General features: G+C 59.3%; 15 protein-coding genes. 3 read left to right on the top strand and 12 right to left on the bottom strand.

Annotation, left to right across the window (positions count from 1 at the left end):
• Positions 1 to 6: 6 nt before the first annotated feature.
• Entirely contained in the window at positions 7 to 543 is a 537-nt protein-coding gene (locus tag MF4836_RS27275) for a hypothetical protein (protein ID WP_043228280.1), read from the top strand.
• Positions 544 to 602: 59 nt separating this feature from the next.
• On the opposite strand, the gene MF4836_RS27270 is transcribed toward MF4836_RS27275, so the two are convergent.
• The 8 genes from MF4836_RS27270 to MF4836_RS27235 all read right to left on the bottom strand — a co-directional run bounded on the left by MF4836_RS27270 (position 603) and on the right by MF4836_RS27235 (position 8,975).
• Positions 603 to 1,421: an ABC transporter permease gene (locus MF4836_RS27270; RefSeq protein ID WP_020294589.1), complete on the bottom strand. Its 819-nt coding sequence runs from the start codon at positions 1,419 to 1,421 to the stop codon at positions 603 to 605.
• A 10-nt stretch (positions 1,422 to 1,431) separates the two neighbouring features.
• A complete protein-coding gene (locus MF4836_RS27265; protein ID WP_078472932.1) occupies positions 1,432 to 2,679 on the bottom strand; it encodes an ABC transporter permease in 1,248 nt (415 codons plus the stop codon).
• An 81-nt stretch (positions 2,680 to 2,760) separates the two neighbouring features.
• Positions 2,761 to 3,789, bottom strand: a complete 1,029-nt coding sequence (locus MF4836_RS27260) for an ABC transporter substrate-binding protein (protein WP_078472931.1) — start codon at positions 3,787 to 3,789, stop codon at positions 2,761 to 2,763.
• A 42-nt stretch (positions 3,790 to 3,831) separates the two neighbouring features.
• Entirely contained in the window at positions 3,832 to 4,947 is a 1,116-nt protein-coding gene (locus tag MF4836_RS27255; protein WP_443217420.1) for an ABC transporter ATP-binding protein, read from the bottom strand.
• Between the two features lie 215 nt (positions 4,948 to 5,162).
• Positions 5,163 to 6,425 carry an aspartate aminotransferase family protein gene (locus MF4836_RS27250; protein WP_078472929.1) on the bottom strand — a complete coding sequence of 421 codons (1,263 nt, stop codon included), beginning with the start codon at positions 6,423 to 6,425 and terminating at the stop codon, positions 5,163 to 5,165.
• Complete coding sequence (locus tag MF4836_RS27245; protein ID WP_238596214.1) at positions 6,422 to 7,486, bottom strand: phosphotransferase; 1,065 nt, start codon at positions 7,484 to 7,486, stop codon at positions 6,422 to 6,424. The genes MF4836_RS27250 and MF4836_RS27245 overlap by 4 nt, the downstream gene beginning before the upstream one ends.
• Positions 7,479 to 8,213 (bottom strand): SDR family NAD(P)-dependent oxidoreductase, encoded by a 735-nt coding sequence (locus MF4836_RS27240; RefSeq protein ID WP_078472927.1) that lies wholly within the window; start codon positions 8,211 to 8,213, stop codon positions 7,479 to 7,481. The genes MF4836_RS27245 and MF4836_RS27240 overlap by 8 nt, the downstream gene beginning before the upstream one ends.
• A gap of 84 nt (positions 8,214 to 8,297) precedes the next feature.
• Entirely contained in the window at positions 8,298 to 8,975 is a 678-nt protein-coding gene (locus tag MF4836_RS27235) for a GntR family transcriptional regulator (protein WP_020294582.1), read from the bottom strand.
• A 265-nt stretch (positions 8,976 to 9,240) separates the two neighbouring features.
• On the opposite strand from MF4836_RS27235, the gene MF4836_RS27230 reads away from it, so the two are divergent.
• Together MF4836_RS27230 and MF4836_RS27225 are read left to right on the top strand one after the other, a co-directional pair.
• A complete protein-coding gene (locus MF4836_RS27230; protein ID WP_078472926.1) occupies positions 9,241 to 9,849 on the top strand; it encodes a dTMP kinase in 609 nt (202 codons plus the stop codon).
• A gap of 297 nt (positions 9,850 to 10,146) precedes the next feature.
• A complete protein-coding gene (locus MF4836_RS27225) occupies positions 10,147 to 10,647 on the top strand; it encodes a DUF4019 domain-containing protein (RefSeq protein ID WP_078472925.1) in 501 nt (166 codons plus the stop codon).
• 143 nt (positions 10,648 to 10,790) lie between these two features.
• On the opposite strand, the gene MF4836_RS27220 is transcribed toward MF4836_RS27225, so the two are convergent.
• Genes MF4836_RS27220 through MF4836_RS27205 form a run of 4 tightly spaced genes read right to left on the bottom strand, consistent with a single transcriptional unit; the run spans position 10,791 to position 14,553 of the window.
• The gene (locus tag MF4836_RS27220; protein ID WP_078472924.1) at positions 10,791 to 11,801 is read right to left on the bottom strand and encodes an ABC transporter substrate-binding protein; all 1,011 of its coding nucleotides are present in this window, start codon (positions 11,799 to 11,801) and stop codon (positions 10,791 to 10,793) included.
• A gap of 43 nt (positions 11,802 to 11,844) precedes the next feature.
• A complete protein-coding gene (locus MF4836_RS27215) occupies positions 11,845 to 12,711 on the bottom strand; it encodes an ABC transporter permease (RefSeq protein ID WP_078472923.1) in 867 nt (288 codons plus the stop codon).
• Between the two features lie 51 nt (positions 12,712 to 12,762).
• On the bottom strand, positions 12,763 to 13,644 hold the full coding sequence (locus MF4836_RS27210; RefSeq protein ID WP_078472922.1) for an ABC transporter ATP-binding protein: 882 nt from the start codon (positions 13,642 to 13,644) through the stop codon (positions 12,763 to 12,765).
• A gap of 15 nt (positions 13,645 to 13,659) precedes the next feature.
• On the bottom strand, positions 13,660 to 14,553 hold the full coding sequence (locus MF4836_RS27205) for a TauD/TfdA dioxygenase family protein (RefSeq protein WP_078472921.1): 894 nt from the start codon (positions 14,551 to 14,553) through the stop codon (positions 13,660 to 13,662).
• Between the last annotated feature and the right edge of the window lie 81 nt (positions 14,554 to 14,634).

Below are 14,634 nucleotides of genomic sequence, written 5' to 3'. Positions count from 1 at the left end.
ATTGCTTTGCCCAGAATACTGACGTCCCACATGGAAGAAACCGAGCTCACCGAGCACAACGCCAAAATGTTCGGTTCGCCCAAGGAACGCCTGGATTTCTATCGTCGGGAGATCCAGTACGAAACCAGCATCCTGGCCAACCGCACCGATGCCTATTTATCGGCGCAGTCGTTCCTGGTGATTGCCTTTGCATCCTGCATGGCCAATCTCAATCCGGAATGGGGCAAATTGTTCACCCTGGCGGTGCCACCTTTCCTGGCATTGCTGGGGGTACTCAGCTCCCTCAATGCCTGGCCGGGGATCAAGGCCGCCTACGAGATCATCGACCATTGGCATTTCAAACAAAGCGAACTGCTGCGCAGCGAGCCATTGATGGGGCTGGCGTATGACGAGTCGCCCTTGTTCTGCGAGAGCGAGTCCAGCCATAAGGGCTATCGCAAGTCCTTGCTGTTCTCGGTTCGCACGCCGTGGATCTTCGCCCCATTCTGGATGATGCTCGGCTCCTGGGCGGTGTACATCCAGCTCACCAACCCGGGTTCTTGAGTCGTTATTGCGCTTGCGCGTTGATTGACCGGTGCCTGGCACGTTCTCGGCGATAGCCCTCACAAGGTGCCGCGAATCCGTTCGTTCCGGCGGCGCAGGGCCTCCATGGCCAGCAGTAGCAGTAACGCGCCGAGTACCATCATGGTGGCTGCGGCGGCGATGGTGGGATTGAGGTTCTCCTTGATCCCCGCAAACATTTGCATCGGCAAAGTGCGTTGCGTAGGGCTGGCCAGAAACAGCGTCACGACGACTTCGTCGAATGAAGTGGCGAAGGCGAACAGCGCGCCGCTCAAGACGCCCGGTGCAATCAGTGGCAGGGTCACGCGTTTGAAGCCATACCAGGGTGTTGCGCCGAGGCTGGCGGCAGCCCGTGTGAAATTGCGGTCGTAACCTTGAAGTGTCGCGTTGACGGTGATCACCACGAAGGGCACGCCCAGCACCGCATGGGCGATGACCAGGCCTGGGTAGGTGTTGAGCAGGCCCCAGCTGGCAAAAAAGAAATACAGCCCGACGGCGACGATCACCACCGGCGCCACCATCGGCGAAATCATGATCGCCATGATCAGCGCCTTCCCGCGAAATTCACCCCGAGACAGTCCGACCGCCGCCAAGGTGCCCAGTACCGTGGCGAGCAAGGTTGCGGCGGGGGCGATTTTCAGGCTGTTGAGCAGGGCCGGCATCCAGTCGCTGGAGTTGAAAAACTCGCGATACCAACGCAACGACAGGCCACTCAACGGGTAACTCAGAAAAGAGCCCTCGTTGAATGACAACGGGACGATGACCAGGATCGGAATGATCAGGAACATCAACAGAGCAAGGCTGTAGAGGCTCAAAAACGGGCGCAGCACACGGATCTCAAGCGGTTCGACATGCTTCATTGCAGCCTCCTTATGCAGCTCGGTTGGCAGGGCGCGAGATCCGCGCGTAAACCCAATACAGCACCAGCACGATGATCAGCAGTTGGCTGCCCAGCGCTGTGGCCATGCCCCAATTGATGGTGGTGTTGGTGTAATACGCCACGAAGTAACTCAGCATCTGGTCCCCCGGGCCACCCAGGAGTGCGGGGGTGATGTAGTAACCGATGGCCATGATGAACACCAGCAACGCTCCGGCCGTTACCCCGGCATAGGTCTGCGGCAGGTAGACCCTTTGAAACGCGGTAAAGGGGTGGGCACCCAGGGAAATCGCTGCGCGCTCATAGCGTGAGTCGATACCTTTCATGACCGCATACAGCGGCAGGATCAGAAACGGCAGCAAAATATGCGTCATGGAAATCAGCACGCCCGCGCGGTTGAATACCAGTTGCAGCGGTTTCTCGAGAATGCCCAGGTCAATCAGCGTGTTGTTGATCAAACCGCCCGATTGCAGCAGGACGATCCAGCTTGCCGTGCGCACGATCAGCGAGGTCCAGAACGGCAGCAGCACCAGTATCAACAGCAGATTGGCCCGTCGCGCGGGTTGTCGCGAGAGCCAGTAGGCCAGCGGATAACCCAGCAGCACACAAAGCACAGTGACCAGCCCGGCGATCGTCAGCGAGCGCTTGAGGACGTCCAGGTACAGCGCTTTGTCGGGGGCCACGGCCTGGATCTGGCCGGCGTCCAGTTTCAGGTCGAAGGCCGCCAACCAGTAGAAGCTGGTGTAGGGTTGGCCGAGCTGGCTGAGGGTTGACCAAGTCTTGATGTCGCCCAGTGCCGGCACGCCTTTTATCAGGCTGTCACGGACATTGGCGCCGTCGACCGGCATACGCCCGAGAACAGCCGTCGACAGGCTGCGCAAGCCGGCGCTTTCGTAACCCAGTCGGCGGTTGAGCGCAAACAGCTGCCCATTGCTGCGCGCACTGCGCAAATCCTCACCCAGGGCGCTGAACACGGACTCACCCGGCAGTGCCTTGCCATCCCAACCTTTCAATAAACCCAGGGTCTTTGGCAGGGCGTTGGCGACTTCCGGGTTTTCCACGCTCTTGGTCAGCAGTGACCCTATCGGGGTTAAAAAGCCGACCACCAGCAATGCCAGCAAGGGCAGGATGAGCAGCATCGAGCGGCGGGTGTAAGCACGTTTGGCAGCCTGTAGTTGCCTCTGCAAGCGTTGCGTCTGAACCACTGACGGCGCCGGTTGAAGGGCTAGCGCTTCGGACATGGGAGTTCTCCTATCGTCAACATTGCCCGGATGCGCTGGCGACGAGCGCCGGTACCATTCGGGCAGCTGTGGGGCAGTTGATCAGCGAGCGGCCCAGGCATTGAAACGCTGTTCCAGTTCCTCACCGTGATCGATCCAGAAGTTGGTGTTCACGGGCAGGGCGTTTTCCAGGTTGGCTGGCGCCGTCGGCAGTTGCTCGCGGGTCTTGGCGTCGATCAGCGCCAGGGTGTCCTTGTTGGTTGGGCCGTAGGGGATGTTCTGCGCGAACACCTTCTGGTGCTGCGCTTCGTTGGCAAAGGCAATGAACTGCTCCCCCAGCACCTTGTTCGGTGAGCCTTTGACGATGGCCCAGCTGTCGATGTCATACAGGCTGTGGTTCCAGACCATCTTGAAGTCGTGGCCTTCACCCTGGGCGGCGGACACACGGCCGTTGTAGGCAGACGTCATCACCACATCGCCCGAGACCAGCCACTGCAGGGGTTGAGCCCCGGCTTCCCACCATTGGATATCGGACTTGATCAGGTCGAGTTTCTTGAAGGCCCGGTCGACGCCTTCCGGTGTGCCCAGTACCTGATACAACTCGGCAGGTTTTACCCCGTCAGCCAGAAGGGCGATTTCCAGGGTGAACTTGGCGCTTTTTCGCAGGCCGCGCTTGCCGGGGTAGGTCTTGGTGTCCCAGAACGCTTCCCAGCCTTTGGGGGCTGTCTTGAGCTTGGCGCTGTTGTACGTCAGGTTGGTCGACCAGAGGAAAATCCCGGCACCGCATTCGCTGACGGCGCCGCTGACGAATTTGCTGGCGTCGCCCAGTTTGCTCCAGTCCAGAGGTTCGAACAGGCCCTCGGCGCAGCCGCGGATCAAGTCCGGGCTTTCGACCTCTACCACATCCCAACTCACTTGTCCGGTTTCCACCATGGCCCTGATCTTGGCCATTTCACCGTTGTATTCCCCGGCTTGGACCGCCCCTTTGCCCGAAGCGGTGAAGGGTTGGTAGAACGCCTTGTCCTGGGCGTCCTTGTTCAGGCCGCCGAAGGACACAACAGTCAATGGTTGAGCATTTACCTGGCAACCGAAAGCAGCCAGAACAGTCAGTGCAGCAAGACGCTTGAGCATGGCAAATATCCTGATTTCATTAACAAAAAGGGAGGAGGGGGGTCAAGCAGGCATTGCATCGAGCGCCGAGGCGTCGGCGCTATGCCAACAGACGGGAAGGCTGTGACCTTCACGCCAGTGGGATTGCATCTGGGCGATGGGCACCTTGACGTTGAAGTCGCTATTACCCGCGACGTTCAGGCGGATGCGCACGTGGTCCCCCAGATAGATACATTCCTCGATACACCCGGCGAGGCGGCTGTCATAACGGGCGTCGCCATCCAGGGTCACTCGTTCGGAGCGAATGGACAGCGAAGCACGGCTGCCCATGGCCAGGCCCGGCGTCGTACGTGCGTAAAGCTGTTCACCCTGTTCAAGTTGCACCTGGCATCGGTCGGCGTTGAACGCAGCCAAAACGCCCGGCAGGACATTGGTATCGCCCATGAAAGTGGCCACGAAGGAGTTGGCCGGACGTTCGTAGAGCGCTTGCGGGGTGTCGACTTGCTGGATGACGCCGTCGTTGAAAATCGCAATGCGGTCGGACAGGGTCAGGGCTTCGGCCTGGTCATGGGTGACGAATACCACCGTCAACCCGAGCTCGCGGTGCAAGCGGCGAATTTCCAGCTGCATCTGTTCACGCAATTGTTTATCCAGCGCGCCCAGTGGCTCGTCCATCAGCACCAGCTTGGGTTCGAAGATCAACGCTCGGGCGAGGGCGATCCGCTGCTGTTGACCGCCTGACAGTTGCGCGGGGTAACGATTGGCGAGTTCTCCCAGGCGTACCATTTCCAGGGCTTTCTTGACCCGGGTATCTATCTCGTGGCGCTTGATGCCGCGCACCTGCAGCGGAAACGCCATGTTTTCGGCCACGCTCATGTGCGGGAACAAGGCGTAGTTCTGGAACACCATCCCTATGCCGCGCCGATGAGCCGGGACACTTTCAATGGCCTGTCCTTCGAGAAAGATCTGGCCTTGAGTCGGCGTTTCGAAACCGGCCAGCATCATGAGGCTGGTGGTCTTTCCCGAGCCGGAAGGACCGAGGAGGGTGAGGAACTCGCCCTGAGCAACGTCCAGGTCTAATCGCTTAACAACGGTCTTGAGACCGTCGTAACTTTTCTCCACCCCTTTGAAGCGGACGAAGGCGCTTGTACTGTTACCTGTCATCTCAAACCCTCCCATTGTGTTTCATGGTTAAAACATGATGCATCATGTTTTTTAATAAAGCAGATTCTGTGCCACCCGATCCAGCCGGCCTGATTTCAAGGGTTTTATGGGGGACGGGGCCGGTCTGCGCACCATCGGGGTGCCTGAACATTGGAATTGCCGGTTTATTGCCCCGGCCCAGGAGCGCGGGTGCCGGGGCAGGCCAGGTCTGTCTCGGCGATAGGCAGCGTTCAGCGCAGCTCGGTCAGGGTTTCATCCAGGCGTTCTAGCAGCAGGTCCGCGTGCTCGCGGGCAAACACCAGGGGCGGGCGAATCTTGAGGGTATTGGCCTTTGCCCCCGTCGAGCTGATCAACACCTGACGGCGGCGCATGCCATTGACCACGGCCGCGGCGGCAGTCGTCGCCGGTGCCTGGGTTGCACGGTCGGTCACCAGTTCGACGCCGATAAACAGCCCCTCGCCGCGGATATCGCCAATGACTTCATGGCGCTCGGCCAGTTGGCGCAGCCCAGCCTTGAGGTAATCGCCGACGTTCCGGGCGTTCGCTTGCAAGTCTTCTTCGCGCAACACCCGCAGGACTGCATGCGCGGCCTTGCAGGACACCGGGTTGCCGCCGTAGGTATTGAAGTAACGCTGCTGGCGGCCGAATTGATCGAAAAGCGCAGAGCGCCCAACCACCGCGGCAACCGGATGGCCGTTGCCCATGGGCTTGCCCAGGGTGACCAGATCCGGAATCACCCCATCGCGGGCAAACCCCCAGCGCTGACCGCCTGTACGGCCAAAGCCGGGCTGGACTTCATCGGCGATATACAGCCCGCCGGCGCTACGCACGCATTGCGCCGCAGCCGCCAGTTCGCCGTTGGCCGGGCTGAACACCCCATCACTGGAGAAAATGCTGTCCACCAGCAGCGCTGCAGGCTTGATGCCTTGAGCCTGCATATCCTGAACAGCCGCTTGCACGCTGCCGACGAAATCGGCGGTTCGGCGATAGGAGTCCGGAGCATCGACCAGGCGCACATGGCTTGCGGTTGGCAGGCCGGTGGCCAGCGAGGGCGAGACTTCAGCCAGGGCACTGGTCACCCCATGGTAGGCCCAGCGAGTCACGATGATGCCCGTCCCACCGCTGTGACAACGCGCGATGCGCAGCGCCAGATCATTAGCCTCGCTGCCGGTACAGGTCAGGGTCATGTTGTCGAGCTGCGGGGGGAACTCGCTGAGCAGGTCTTCGGCGTAATCCACGATCGACGGATGTAAATAGCGGGTGTGGGTATTGAGTTGGGCACTTTGCTCGGCGATCGCCGCGACCACGGCAGGGTGGCAGTGTCCGACAGAGGCCACATTGTTGTAGGCATCGAGGAAGGCGGTGTTGTCCTTGTCGTACAGCCACACACCTTCACCTCGCACCGGGGCGAAGGGTTCCTCGTAGAACAATCGATAACTGGCCCCCAGCGCGCGTTGACGACGGGCAAGCAGCTCAGCAGTGGACGAACTCATGAAGCCTCCGGTGTGCAGGCGTTGATCAGGCTTTGGGTCAGCAGCCCTTCGGGCATTGCGCTCAGGCATTGCAGGTTGCGCCAGGTTGAGCGCAGGTTGCGCAGGACATAGACGCGGTTTTCTGGATAAAGGCTGGCGCGCCACTGGGCGATGGTGATGGCCATGGCCATGCGCATGGCGATCAGTTCGCCCAGAACCTCCAGTTCCTCTCGCTGCAATGGGATCCGCGCATGGTAGGCGGCAGCAAAGGCCTTGATCTGCCAAAGCGGATCCGCGGCGTCGGCGTCGAACTGGTAGGACAGTGCTGTTCCCAACTCGTTGATCAACGGCGCGTGGAGCGCATCTCCGAAGTCAATGATGGCGGAGACCCGGGTGCCGGTCTCGCAGTCGAGCATGACGTTGTGCGGATTCAGGTCGTTATGGATCACCTGCGCCCGCAGCTTCGCCAGGCACGGCTTTGCATGGGTTTCGTAGCGATTGAGCAAGCGGGAAACCAGCGGCAATTGATCGCTGGCCAGGTGGTCCAGATACGGCCTGACGCGTTCGGCGTGCCCGACATCCCAGAGCAGGTCGCGGTGGGCGGCGGGGTGATGGAAGTCCCTGAGGGCCAGGTTGACCTCGGCCAGGGACGTACCGAGCTCATGCATCAGCGCGGCGCTGGGTTTGCCAAGATTCTGCGAGATCCCGTCCAGGTAACTGACAGTGCGCAGTGTCAGTTGCTGGTCATTGACCCGCACCGTCGGTTCAACCTCACCGTGGCGCGAGGATAGAACGCGTGGGACTGGCAAATGGGCACCGTGCTGCTCGATGTGCAGCAAGGCCTGGGTCTGAAAGCTGATGACGTTGGGGTCTTCGGCGGGATTGATGAACTTCAGGACAAAGGCACCGCGCGGGGTATCAATGAGAAAGTTGGTATCGCGCTCACCGTTCAGCAGTTTCAGCCTGCCTTTGAGGCCGTACACCCGATTGGCGATATCCAGCGCCTCGGCAGCCTCTACCGCCGGTGCTTGTGTGGTCATCAGGTCGTTGCACAGGGCCTTGTCCATGACCGCTTCAGACATGCTGGCCACCATTGACGTGAATTTCCGCGCCGTTCACGTAGGAAGCGCCGCTGGTGCAGAGAAAATAAATCAGCGAAGCCACTTCCTCGGGCTTGCCCAAACGATTCATCGGCACCAGCCGCTGGACGATATCCGCGGTGCCCGGAGACAGGATCGCGGTATCGATTTCGCCAGGAGCAATGGCATTGACCCGCACTCCGTGTGGGCCGAAGTCGAAGGCCATTTCGCGGGTCAGCGCCGAGAGGGCGGCCTTGGACGTGGCGTAGGCCACGCCGGCGAACGGGTGCACCTTGGAACCGGCGATGGAGGTGACATTGATAATGCTGCCCTGTGCTGCCTTCAGCTCATCGAACAAACCGCGAGCCAGAAGCGCGGTGGAGAACAGGTTGACGTTGAACACCTTGAGCCATGTGGCGTAATCGGTTTCCAGCACGCCGAGTCGACCGCCTTCCGGGCCTTTTGGCGATACACCGGCGTTATCCACCAAGGCATCCAGGCGTCCGCCCAGCTTGTCCTTGATGATCGCCAAGCTGGCGCTGACGCTATCGATATCCTCCAGATCCAGATGGATATGGTTGAGCAAACCTTCCGCCCACGGGCATTCGGCAACCCAGTCCTGGCGGGAGGCGGTGAACACTTCCCAGCCGGCGGCGTTGAAGTGCTTGACCGTCGCATGGCCAATACCGCGACTGGCACCGGTCAAAAGAAGCTTTTTTTTCTCGCTCATGGACGCACCTGACTCAATTGATGTTTGATGCATCATCTTTTCAGGTGCAGTGGCTGTCAATAGCCGTTCGCGGGAAAACCGCCTCTAGGAGACCGCTTCCTGACTGACCGCTATGAATTCCAACATTTTTTGATTGCCGTCGAGGATGTCGGTCTGGATCGCGTGCTTGGCTGCCGCAGCGTCCTGATTGCGCAGGGCATTGAGTATCTCGACATGGTGCTCGATGGCCATGGTCAGGGAAAAGTGCGCGTACGCCTGAGCGATCAATGGACCGGCCCGCATCCACAGACTATCCAGGTAACTGCGCAGCAGAGGCATGCGGGCAGCTTCCGCGATCAGGAAGTGAAACTCACTGTTAAGACGCAGCGCCTCGGGAAGGTCATGGTTATTGATGGCCTCAAGGTTGCGCTGGATGTTGGCGTCGATGCGCGCCAGGTCACTGGAAGTTGCAAGCCGTGCGGCTGTTTCGGCGCCCAAGCCTTCGAGATTCAGCCGCAGCGTGCGGATTTCAAGATAAGCGCCACTGTCGAGCACCGGAACCCGGATGTCCTTGGGGGTTTTGAGTACCAGCGCTTTCTCTTTTGCCAGTTGCAAAATGGCGTCGCGAACGGGCGTGACACTCGTCCCCAACTGACTGGCCAGCTCCCGTATGCGCAATCGATCGTCCGGTTTCAGCCCGCCCGTAATCAGTGCGTTGCGCAGCTGGGAATAGACGTTGCTGCCCAGGTAGGTGTGAGTGATGGCGTCAAGGGGGTAAGACATGGATCACCGAGTGAGATGGAGCTGTTGGCCAATGACTATACAACATGATGCATTAGGGGCTTGGCGAAAATTGGCGGCAGTAAGCGTTCGGCCGCAGGGCAGGGGGCGTGACCCGCTGGGCAGCGGCTAGCGAAATAAATCAAATGAGTGCATCGAGCATTAATGAGACTCTGGCAACCCCATGACCGATGCAACGGCTGGTGTATTGAAATTCTCCCCAAAAGCGCAGACGGAGCAGTCCATTGAATCAAGCGTTGTGTGAAGCATGAAACGCCCGCTGTTTATTTCTCTGGATGGCCCCAAGGGAACCGGCAAAACCACACTGTTGGAGGCCGTTACGAAAGTACTGAGGGCAGACAACAAAAAGGTGATCCGACTTTGCGAGAAAAAAAGCGACCCTTATAGAGGGGAAACGATGACCCTCGTTAATAAGCTCGTCAGAAATCCCACCCGGGAATTGGAGCTGGAGGTTTGTGAACGCCTGGCGGATAGCCGCACCTGGATTTCCCAGCACGTACTGACTAAACAGCCACCCGACAGCATCATCTTGATTGATCGCTGGTATCCGTCTGACGCTGCGTTTCGCCGGCTAGTCCCGTTCGCAGAAATTCTACAGTTGAACATTGACCGAAACGTACGAGTACCAGACTTGCATATCGGGGTGGTCACCGCGCCTGACATTTCATGGACCAGAGCAGCAGCACGCCAGCGCGGGCTGAACAGCACGGTGATCCATAGACTGGAAGAACATGTCGCCTGCACCCAGGCATTCGAGCAAGCGATTGCAGATCACGGCTGGGTCCTATGCCGGAACGAAGGAACGATCGAAGCCGCAACGATGCAGGTGATTTCCGAGATTTATAAAGTCCTATGATCCGGGGTGCGTGTTACGTGACCAAACGAATCGAGCTTTGATTGCTGGAGAGTAAGACGGGAGGAAAGTGGATGGGAGGGAAACTGAAAGAACCAATGGACAGTCATCATCCAGAATACATGATTTAACATAATATACATTATGCGTACTTATGGATTGTTATTCGTGTCCTGGCGTGCTCAGCCTGCGAGCCTGCAATCGGCTGTTTGTCCCCCGATCATTGGCAATCCACTTGAGGCTCATCTTTAATCGATTCATCTCGCGCAACGACCTCCACACCATCCTCGAGGGTTTTGCATGAAGCCATTCATTGCTGCGCTTTTTAGTTTGGTGCTGCTCAGCGGCTGTGATGTCAGCCTCAACAAACCTACGCCCAAGGTCATTGCATCTGACGCAGGCACTGAGCAACAACAGCGCCAGGTGTATGAAGCTGCGGTGGAGTTTCTGCAGTTGCTCGACAACGGTAAAACTTCCGAGACCTGGTCGACAGTCAGCCCAGCGCTCAAGGCAACAACCCATGAGATGGTATGGACCGGCTCACTCAAGGCGCTGCGTCTGGGGCTTGGATCGTTCAAGGAGCGAACGCCTGCCGGGATAGGCTTTACCGATCAGATGCCTGAAGCACCTGCGGGAAATTACGCGGTCATCGAGTTCAATTCGACGTTTGCAGCGAGCACCGTCACAGAGAAAGTGTTGTTCCGTGACGATGACAAGCACTGGTTGGTCGTGGGTTACTTCGTCAACAAGTCGGTGATTTTCGATAAAACTGGCCAACAAGATGGGCAAACAGCCCGCTAGACGCCCTGTTCTTCCGCTCTACAATCATAAAAATTATAACTAAACTAAATAACCATTTAGTTTAGTTATAAAAATACTTAAATATACGAGCCTTTCAATACGGCCTTCCCGCCTGCGAATTGATCCGCCCTCTTCCTTCTCCCTCAGCTCCCAGCACCGCCGTGGGCCTCTTCGAAGAAGTAGTCTTTCCAGCTTTGCGCCTTGTTTTTCAGCACGCCGAGCTCCTGCAGTTTTTCGGCGTAGATAAAGGTGCGCTGCGGCACCACGGTGAAATCGATTTCCGGGTCGGCGACGATCTTCTCGACCAGCGCCAGGGGCAGCTTGGATTGCTCGACACGGATGTAAGTCTTGGCCGCCGCCGGTTTGTCGGCCTTGATGATCTGCTCGGCTTCGGCCAGGGCGGCATAAAAGGCCTTATAGGTTTTCGGGTTCTGGTCGTGGAATTTTTCCGTGGTGTACAGCACGTTGAATGTCCCTGGGCCCCCTAGTACGTCGTAGGAACTGAGCACTTTGTACACGCCCGGTTTCTCCAGTTCCTGGTATTGAAACGGCGGACTGGAGAAGTGCGAATTGATTTCCGAACCGCCGGCAATCAAGGCCGCCGTGGCATCGGGATGGGCCAGGCTGACGGAGATGTTGTCGAACTTCTTGAAATTGTCGTTACCGAACTGCTTGGCGGTTTCGATCTGCAGCGTGCGCGACTGGAAGCCCACACCCGCCGCCGGCACCGCGATACGGTCCTTGTCGCTGAAGTCCTTGAGGCTTTTGACCTCGGGGTTGTTGGTCAGCAGGTAGTTGGGCATCGAGCCCAGCGAGGCGATTGCCTTGACGTTCTGTTTGCCCCGGGTGCGGTCCCAGAGGGTCAGCATCGGCGGTACGCCGGCCGATACCACGTCCAGCGCCCCGGCCAGCAAGGCTTCGTTCATTGCGGTGGCGCCGGAGATGCTGTTCCAGTCGACCTTGATCTCCAGGCCCTGCTCCTTGCCATGTTTCTCGATCAGTTGCTGGTCGCGCACCACATCCAGGATCAGGTAACCGATACCGAACTGCTGGGCGATGCTGATCTTGCCCTCGGCCTGGGCACCAGTGCTGAGCAAGGCGCCCAGGGTGGCGGCCAACAATGTCAGGGTGTTGCGTTTGTACGTGATGGCCATGATTAACCTCGTGGTGATTGAACAATGGGCGGGGTTGGCGCTGTCAACGCTGCATGCCCCAACGCTTTACAGTCAGGCGCTCGACATTGGCGAACAGCAGGTTCTCCACCAGCAGCCCGATCAGAATCACCGCTGCCAACCCGGCGAACACCTTGTCGGTGTACAGCTCGTTCCGGTTCTGGAAGATGTACCAACCCAGCCCGCCCTTGCCCGACGATGCGCCAAACACCAGCTCGGCGGCGATCAGGGTGCGCCAGGCGAAGGCCCAGCCGATTTTCAGGCCGGAAAGAATCGACGGCAGCGCTGCCGGAATCAGGATGTACCAGACCAGGCGCAGGCCCTTGAGCCCGTAATTGCGCCCGGCCATGCGCTGGGTTTCCGACACCCCGCGAAAGCCGGCATAGGTATTGAGCGCCTGCGGCCACAGCACTGAGTGCACCAGGACAAAAATCAAGCTGTTCTGCCCCAGGCCAAACCACAGCAGTGACAGCGGCAGCAAGGCAATGGCCGGCAGCGGGTTGAACATCGCGGTCAGGGTGTCCAGCAGGTCGCGTCCCAGCTGGGTCGAAACCGCAAGGGTGGTCAGCGCAAACGCGAGCACGATGCCGATCACGTATCCCTGGAGCAGCACGGTCAGGGAGATCCAGACCTTGCCCGGCAACTCGCCGCTGAGCATGCCGTCGTAGAAGGCGGCGGCGGTCTGCAGGAAGCTGGGCAGCAACAGGTCGTTGTCCTGCACTCGAGCAGCCACTTCCCAGAGCACCGCCAGGACAATCAGGATCAGGCTCTTGCGCACCCAGCCCAGTTGCCAGATACGCAGTGGCCAGGGGATATCGCGGGTCAGGTCGTGCTGGGTAAATGGCTCCAGCGCGACTTCGTATTCTTCACGCACAGGACGGGTAAGGCTCATGCTGGGATTCTCTTGAGATCGGTAGCGCGTTACGCCGCGCAAGGCCAGGCTTCAGTACGCAATGCGCAGGTCCTGGAAGTTCAGCTCGGACACAGGTGCACTGCCCTCCTCCTCGTTGAACAACAACCGGTGAATACGCTGCGCGGTGTTCTGGAAACCCACGCCACCCAGGCTCTGCAGGTCATATTCGTGGCTGTTGATCTCGGCCCGTACCCGTCCGGGGTGCGGTGACAGCAGGAGAATCCGGTTCCCCACCACCAGCGCCTCTTCTATCGAGTGAGTGACGAACATCAAAGTGAATTGCACCTCGTCCCACAGTTGCAGCAGTTCCTCCTGCATCTTGCGTCGGGTCAGGGCATCGAGGGCGGCAAAGGGCTCATCCATCAACAGGATCTTGGGCTGCATGGCCAGGGCACGGGCGATGGCGACCCGGGCTTTCATGCCACCGGACAGGGTGTGCGGGTAAGCATCGGCGAATGCGCTGAGGCCGACTTTGGCCAGGTAGTAATGGGCCCGTTCCCTGGCCTCCTTGCCCTTCAGGGTGCGAGACGCCAATAACGGAAACATCACGTTTTGGATCACGGTCTTCCACGGTGGCAGTTGGTCGAACTCCTGGAACACCACAATCCGATCCGGCCCGGGTTGGGTCACTTCGGCGCCGGCCAGGCGAATCAGCCCTTCGCTGGGCGTGATAAACCCGGCCACGGCCTTGAGCAGCGTCGACTTGCCACATCCTGAGGGACCGAGCAGCACGAAACGGTCGCCCGGATCGATTTCAAAACTGACTTGGTGGGTGGCGCGCACCACGCGCTTGGCGGTGCGGTATTCGAGGCTGACATTTTGCACCTGCAGCAGCGGCTCGGCTGCCGCTGGATCAAGGTGCCGGGTGACCGGGCTTTTGCTGGCCGTGTGGCCTTGCAGAACAACGTTCATGGAAAAGCTCCCAGGTCAGAACGGCGCATCACCCTGGATGGTGGTGCGAAACAGTTTGCGGCGTAGCTGTGCCGGGCATCCGGCAGCCAGGTGGATCAGCGAGCGGTTGTCCCAGAACACCAGGTCATGGGCCTGCCACTGATGTCGGTAGACATGCTCGGCCCGCACGCTGTGGGCATAGAGTTCGGTCAGCAACTGGCGACTCTCATCGGCCGGCAACCCGACGATATGGGTGGTAAACCCCTCACTGACAAACAGCGCCTTGCGTCCGGTTTCCGGATGCACGCGCACGATCGGATGGCTGACTTCCACCACCTGGGCCAGTTGCTCGGCGGTCAGCGTGGGACGCCAACTCGCGGCGTTATGCCCCTCGCTGTAGCGCGCGGTGTAACTGTGCACCGCTGAGCGGCCCTCGACCGCCTCGCGCAGGTGTTGCGGCAAGGTGTCCCAGGCCAGGTGCATATCGGCAAACAGCGTGTCGCCGCCTTCGCTGGGCAATTCCTGGGCATGCAGCATCGAGCCCAGGCTCGGCAGTTCCTTATAGGAAAGGTCCGAATGCCAGTACTTGCCGGCGTCCCCCAGGCCGATCGGCTGGCCGTCTTCGACGATGTTGGAAACGATCAGGATTTCCGGGTGGTTGTGCAGCAGGAACTGCTTGAGCACATGAATCTGCAACACCCCGAAACGGCGGCTGAAATCGATTTGCTGCTGCGGCGTGATGCGTTGATCGCGAAACACCACCACGTGATGGTCCAGGTGGGCCTGGTGCACGCGGGCAAAATCGAGCTCATTGAGCGGCAAGGACAGGTCCAGCCCCAGGATCTCGGCGCCGACCCGTCCGGAGAACGGGCGTACTTCAAACGATTGGGCGGCAATGGCAGAGGTTGAAACGAGGGAGGCTGCTGGCATGAGAACTCCGACTCCGTAAGCGGCGGCTGACTGAATAGGAGAACTTTAGAGGTATAAGAAACTTAATTTAAATACCTTTAT

The organism is Pseudomonas sp. MF4836 (assembly GCF_002018875.1).
Classification (GTDB): Bacteria; Pseudomonadota; Gammaproteobacteria; order Pseudomonadales; family Pseudomonadaceae; genus Aquipseudomonas.
This window is presented reverse-complemented; position numbering and strand designations above follow the sequence as displayed.

Excerpts from the sequence above, each read along its gene's own strand:
- MF4836_RS27210 (WP_078472922.1), bottom strand. The coding sequence starts at position 13,644 with ATGAACGTTGTTCTGCAAGGCCACACGGCCAGCAAAAGCCCGGTCACC.
- MF4836_RS27225 (WP_078472925.1), top strand. The coding sequence starts at position 10,147 with ATGAAGCCATTCATTGCTGCGCTTTTTAGTTTGGTGCTGCTCAGCGGC.
- MF4836_RS27260 (WP_078472931.1), bottom strand. The coding sequence starts at position 3,789 with ATGCTCAAGCGTCTTGCTGCACTGACTGTTCTGGCTGCTTTCGGTTGC.
- MF4836_RS27230 (WP_078472926.1), top strand. The coding sequence starts at position 9,241 with ATGAAACGCCCGCTGTTTATTTCTCTGGATGGCCCCAAGGGAACCGGC.
- MF4836_RS27245 (WP_238596214.1), bottom strand. The coding sequence starts at position 7,486 with ATGTCTGAAGCGGTCATGGACAAGGCCCTGTGCAACGACCTGATGACC.
- MF4836_RS27215 (WP_078472923.1), bottom strand. The coding sequence starts at position 12,711 with ATGAGCCTTACCCGTCCTGTGCGTGAAGAATACGAAGTCGCGCTGGAG.
- MF4836_RS27255 (WP_443217420.1), bottom strand. The coding sequence starts at position 4,947 with ATGGGAGGGTTTGAGATGACAGGTAACAGTACAAGCGCCTTCGTCCGC.
- MF4836_RS27205 (WP_078472921.1), bottom strand. The coding sequence starts at position 14,553 with ATGCCAGCAGCCTCCCTCGTTTCAACCTCTGCCATTGCCGCCCAATCG.
- MF4836_RS27250 (WP_078472929.1), bottom strand. The coding sequence starts at position 6,425 with ATGAGTTCGTCCACTGCTGAGCTGCTTGCCCGTCGTCAACGCGCGCTG.
- MF4836_RS27220 (WP_078472924.1), bottom strand. The coding sequence starts at position 11,801 with ATGGCCATCACGTACAAACGCAACACCCTGACATTGTTGGCCGCCACC.
- MF4836_RS27240 (WP_078472927.1), bottom strand. The coding sequence starts at position 8,213 with ATGAGCGAGAAAAAAAAGCTTCTTTTGACCGGTGCCAGTCGCGGTATT.
- MF4836_RS27235 (WP_020294582.1), bottom strand. The coding sequence starts at position 8,975 with ATGTCTTACCCCCTTGACGCCATCACTCACACCTACCTGGGCAGCAAC.
- MF4836_RS27265 (WP_078472932.1), bottom strand. The coding sequence starts at position 2,679 with ATGTCCGAAGCGCTAGCCCTTCAACCGGCGCCGTCAGTGGTTCAGACG.
- MF4836_RS27270 (WP_020294589.1), bottom strand. The coding sequence starts at position 1,421 with ATGAAGCATGTCGAACCGCTTGAGATCCGTGTGCTGCGCCCGTTTTTG.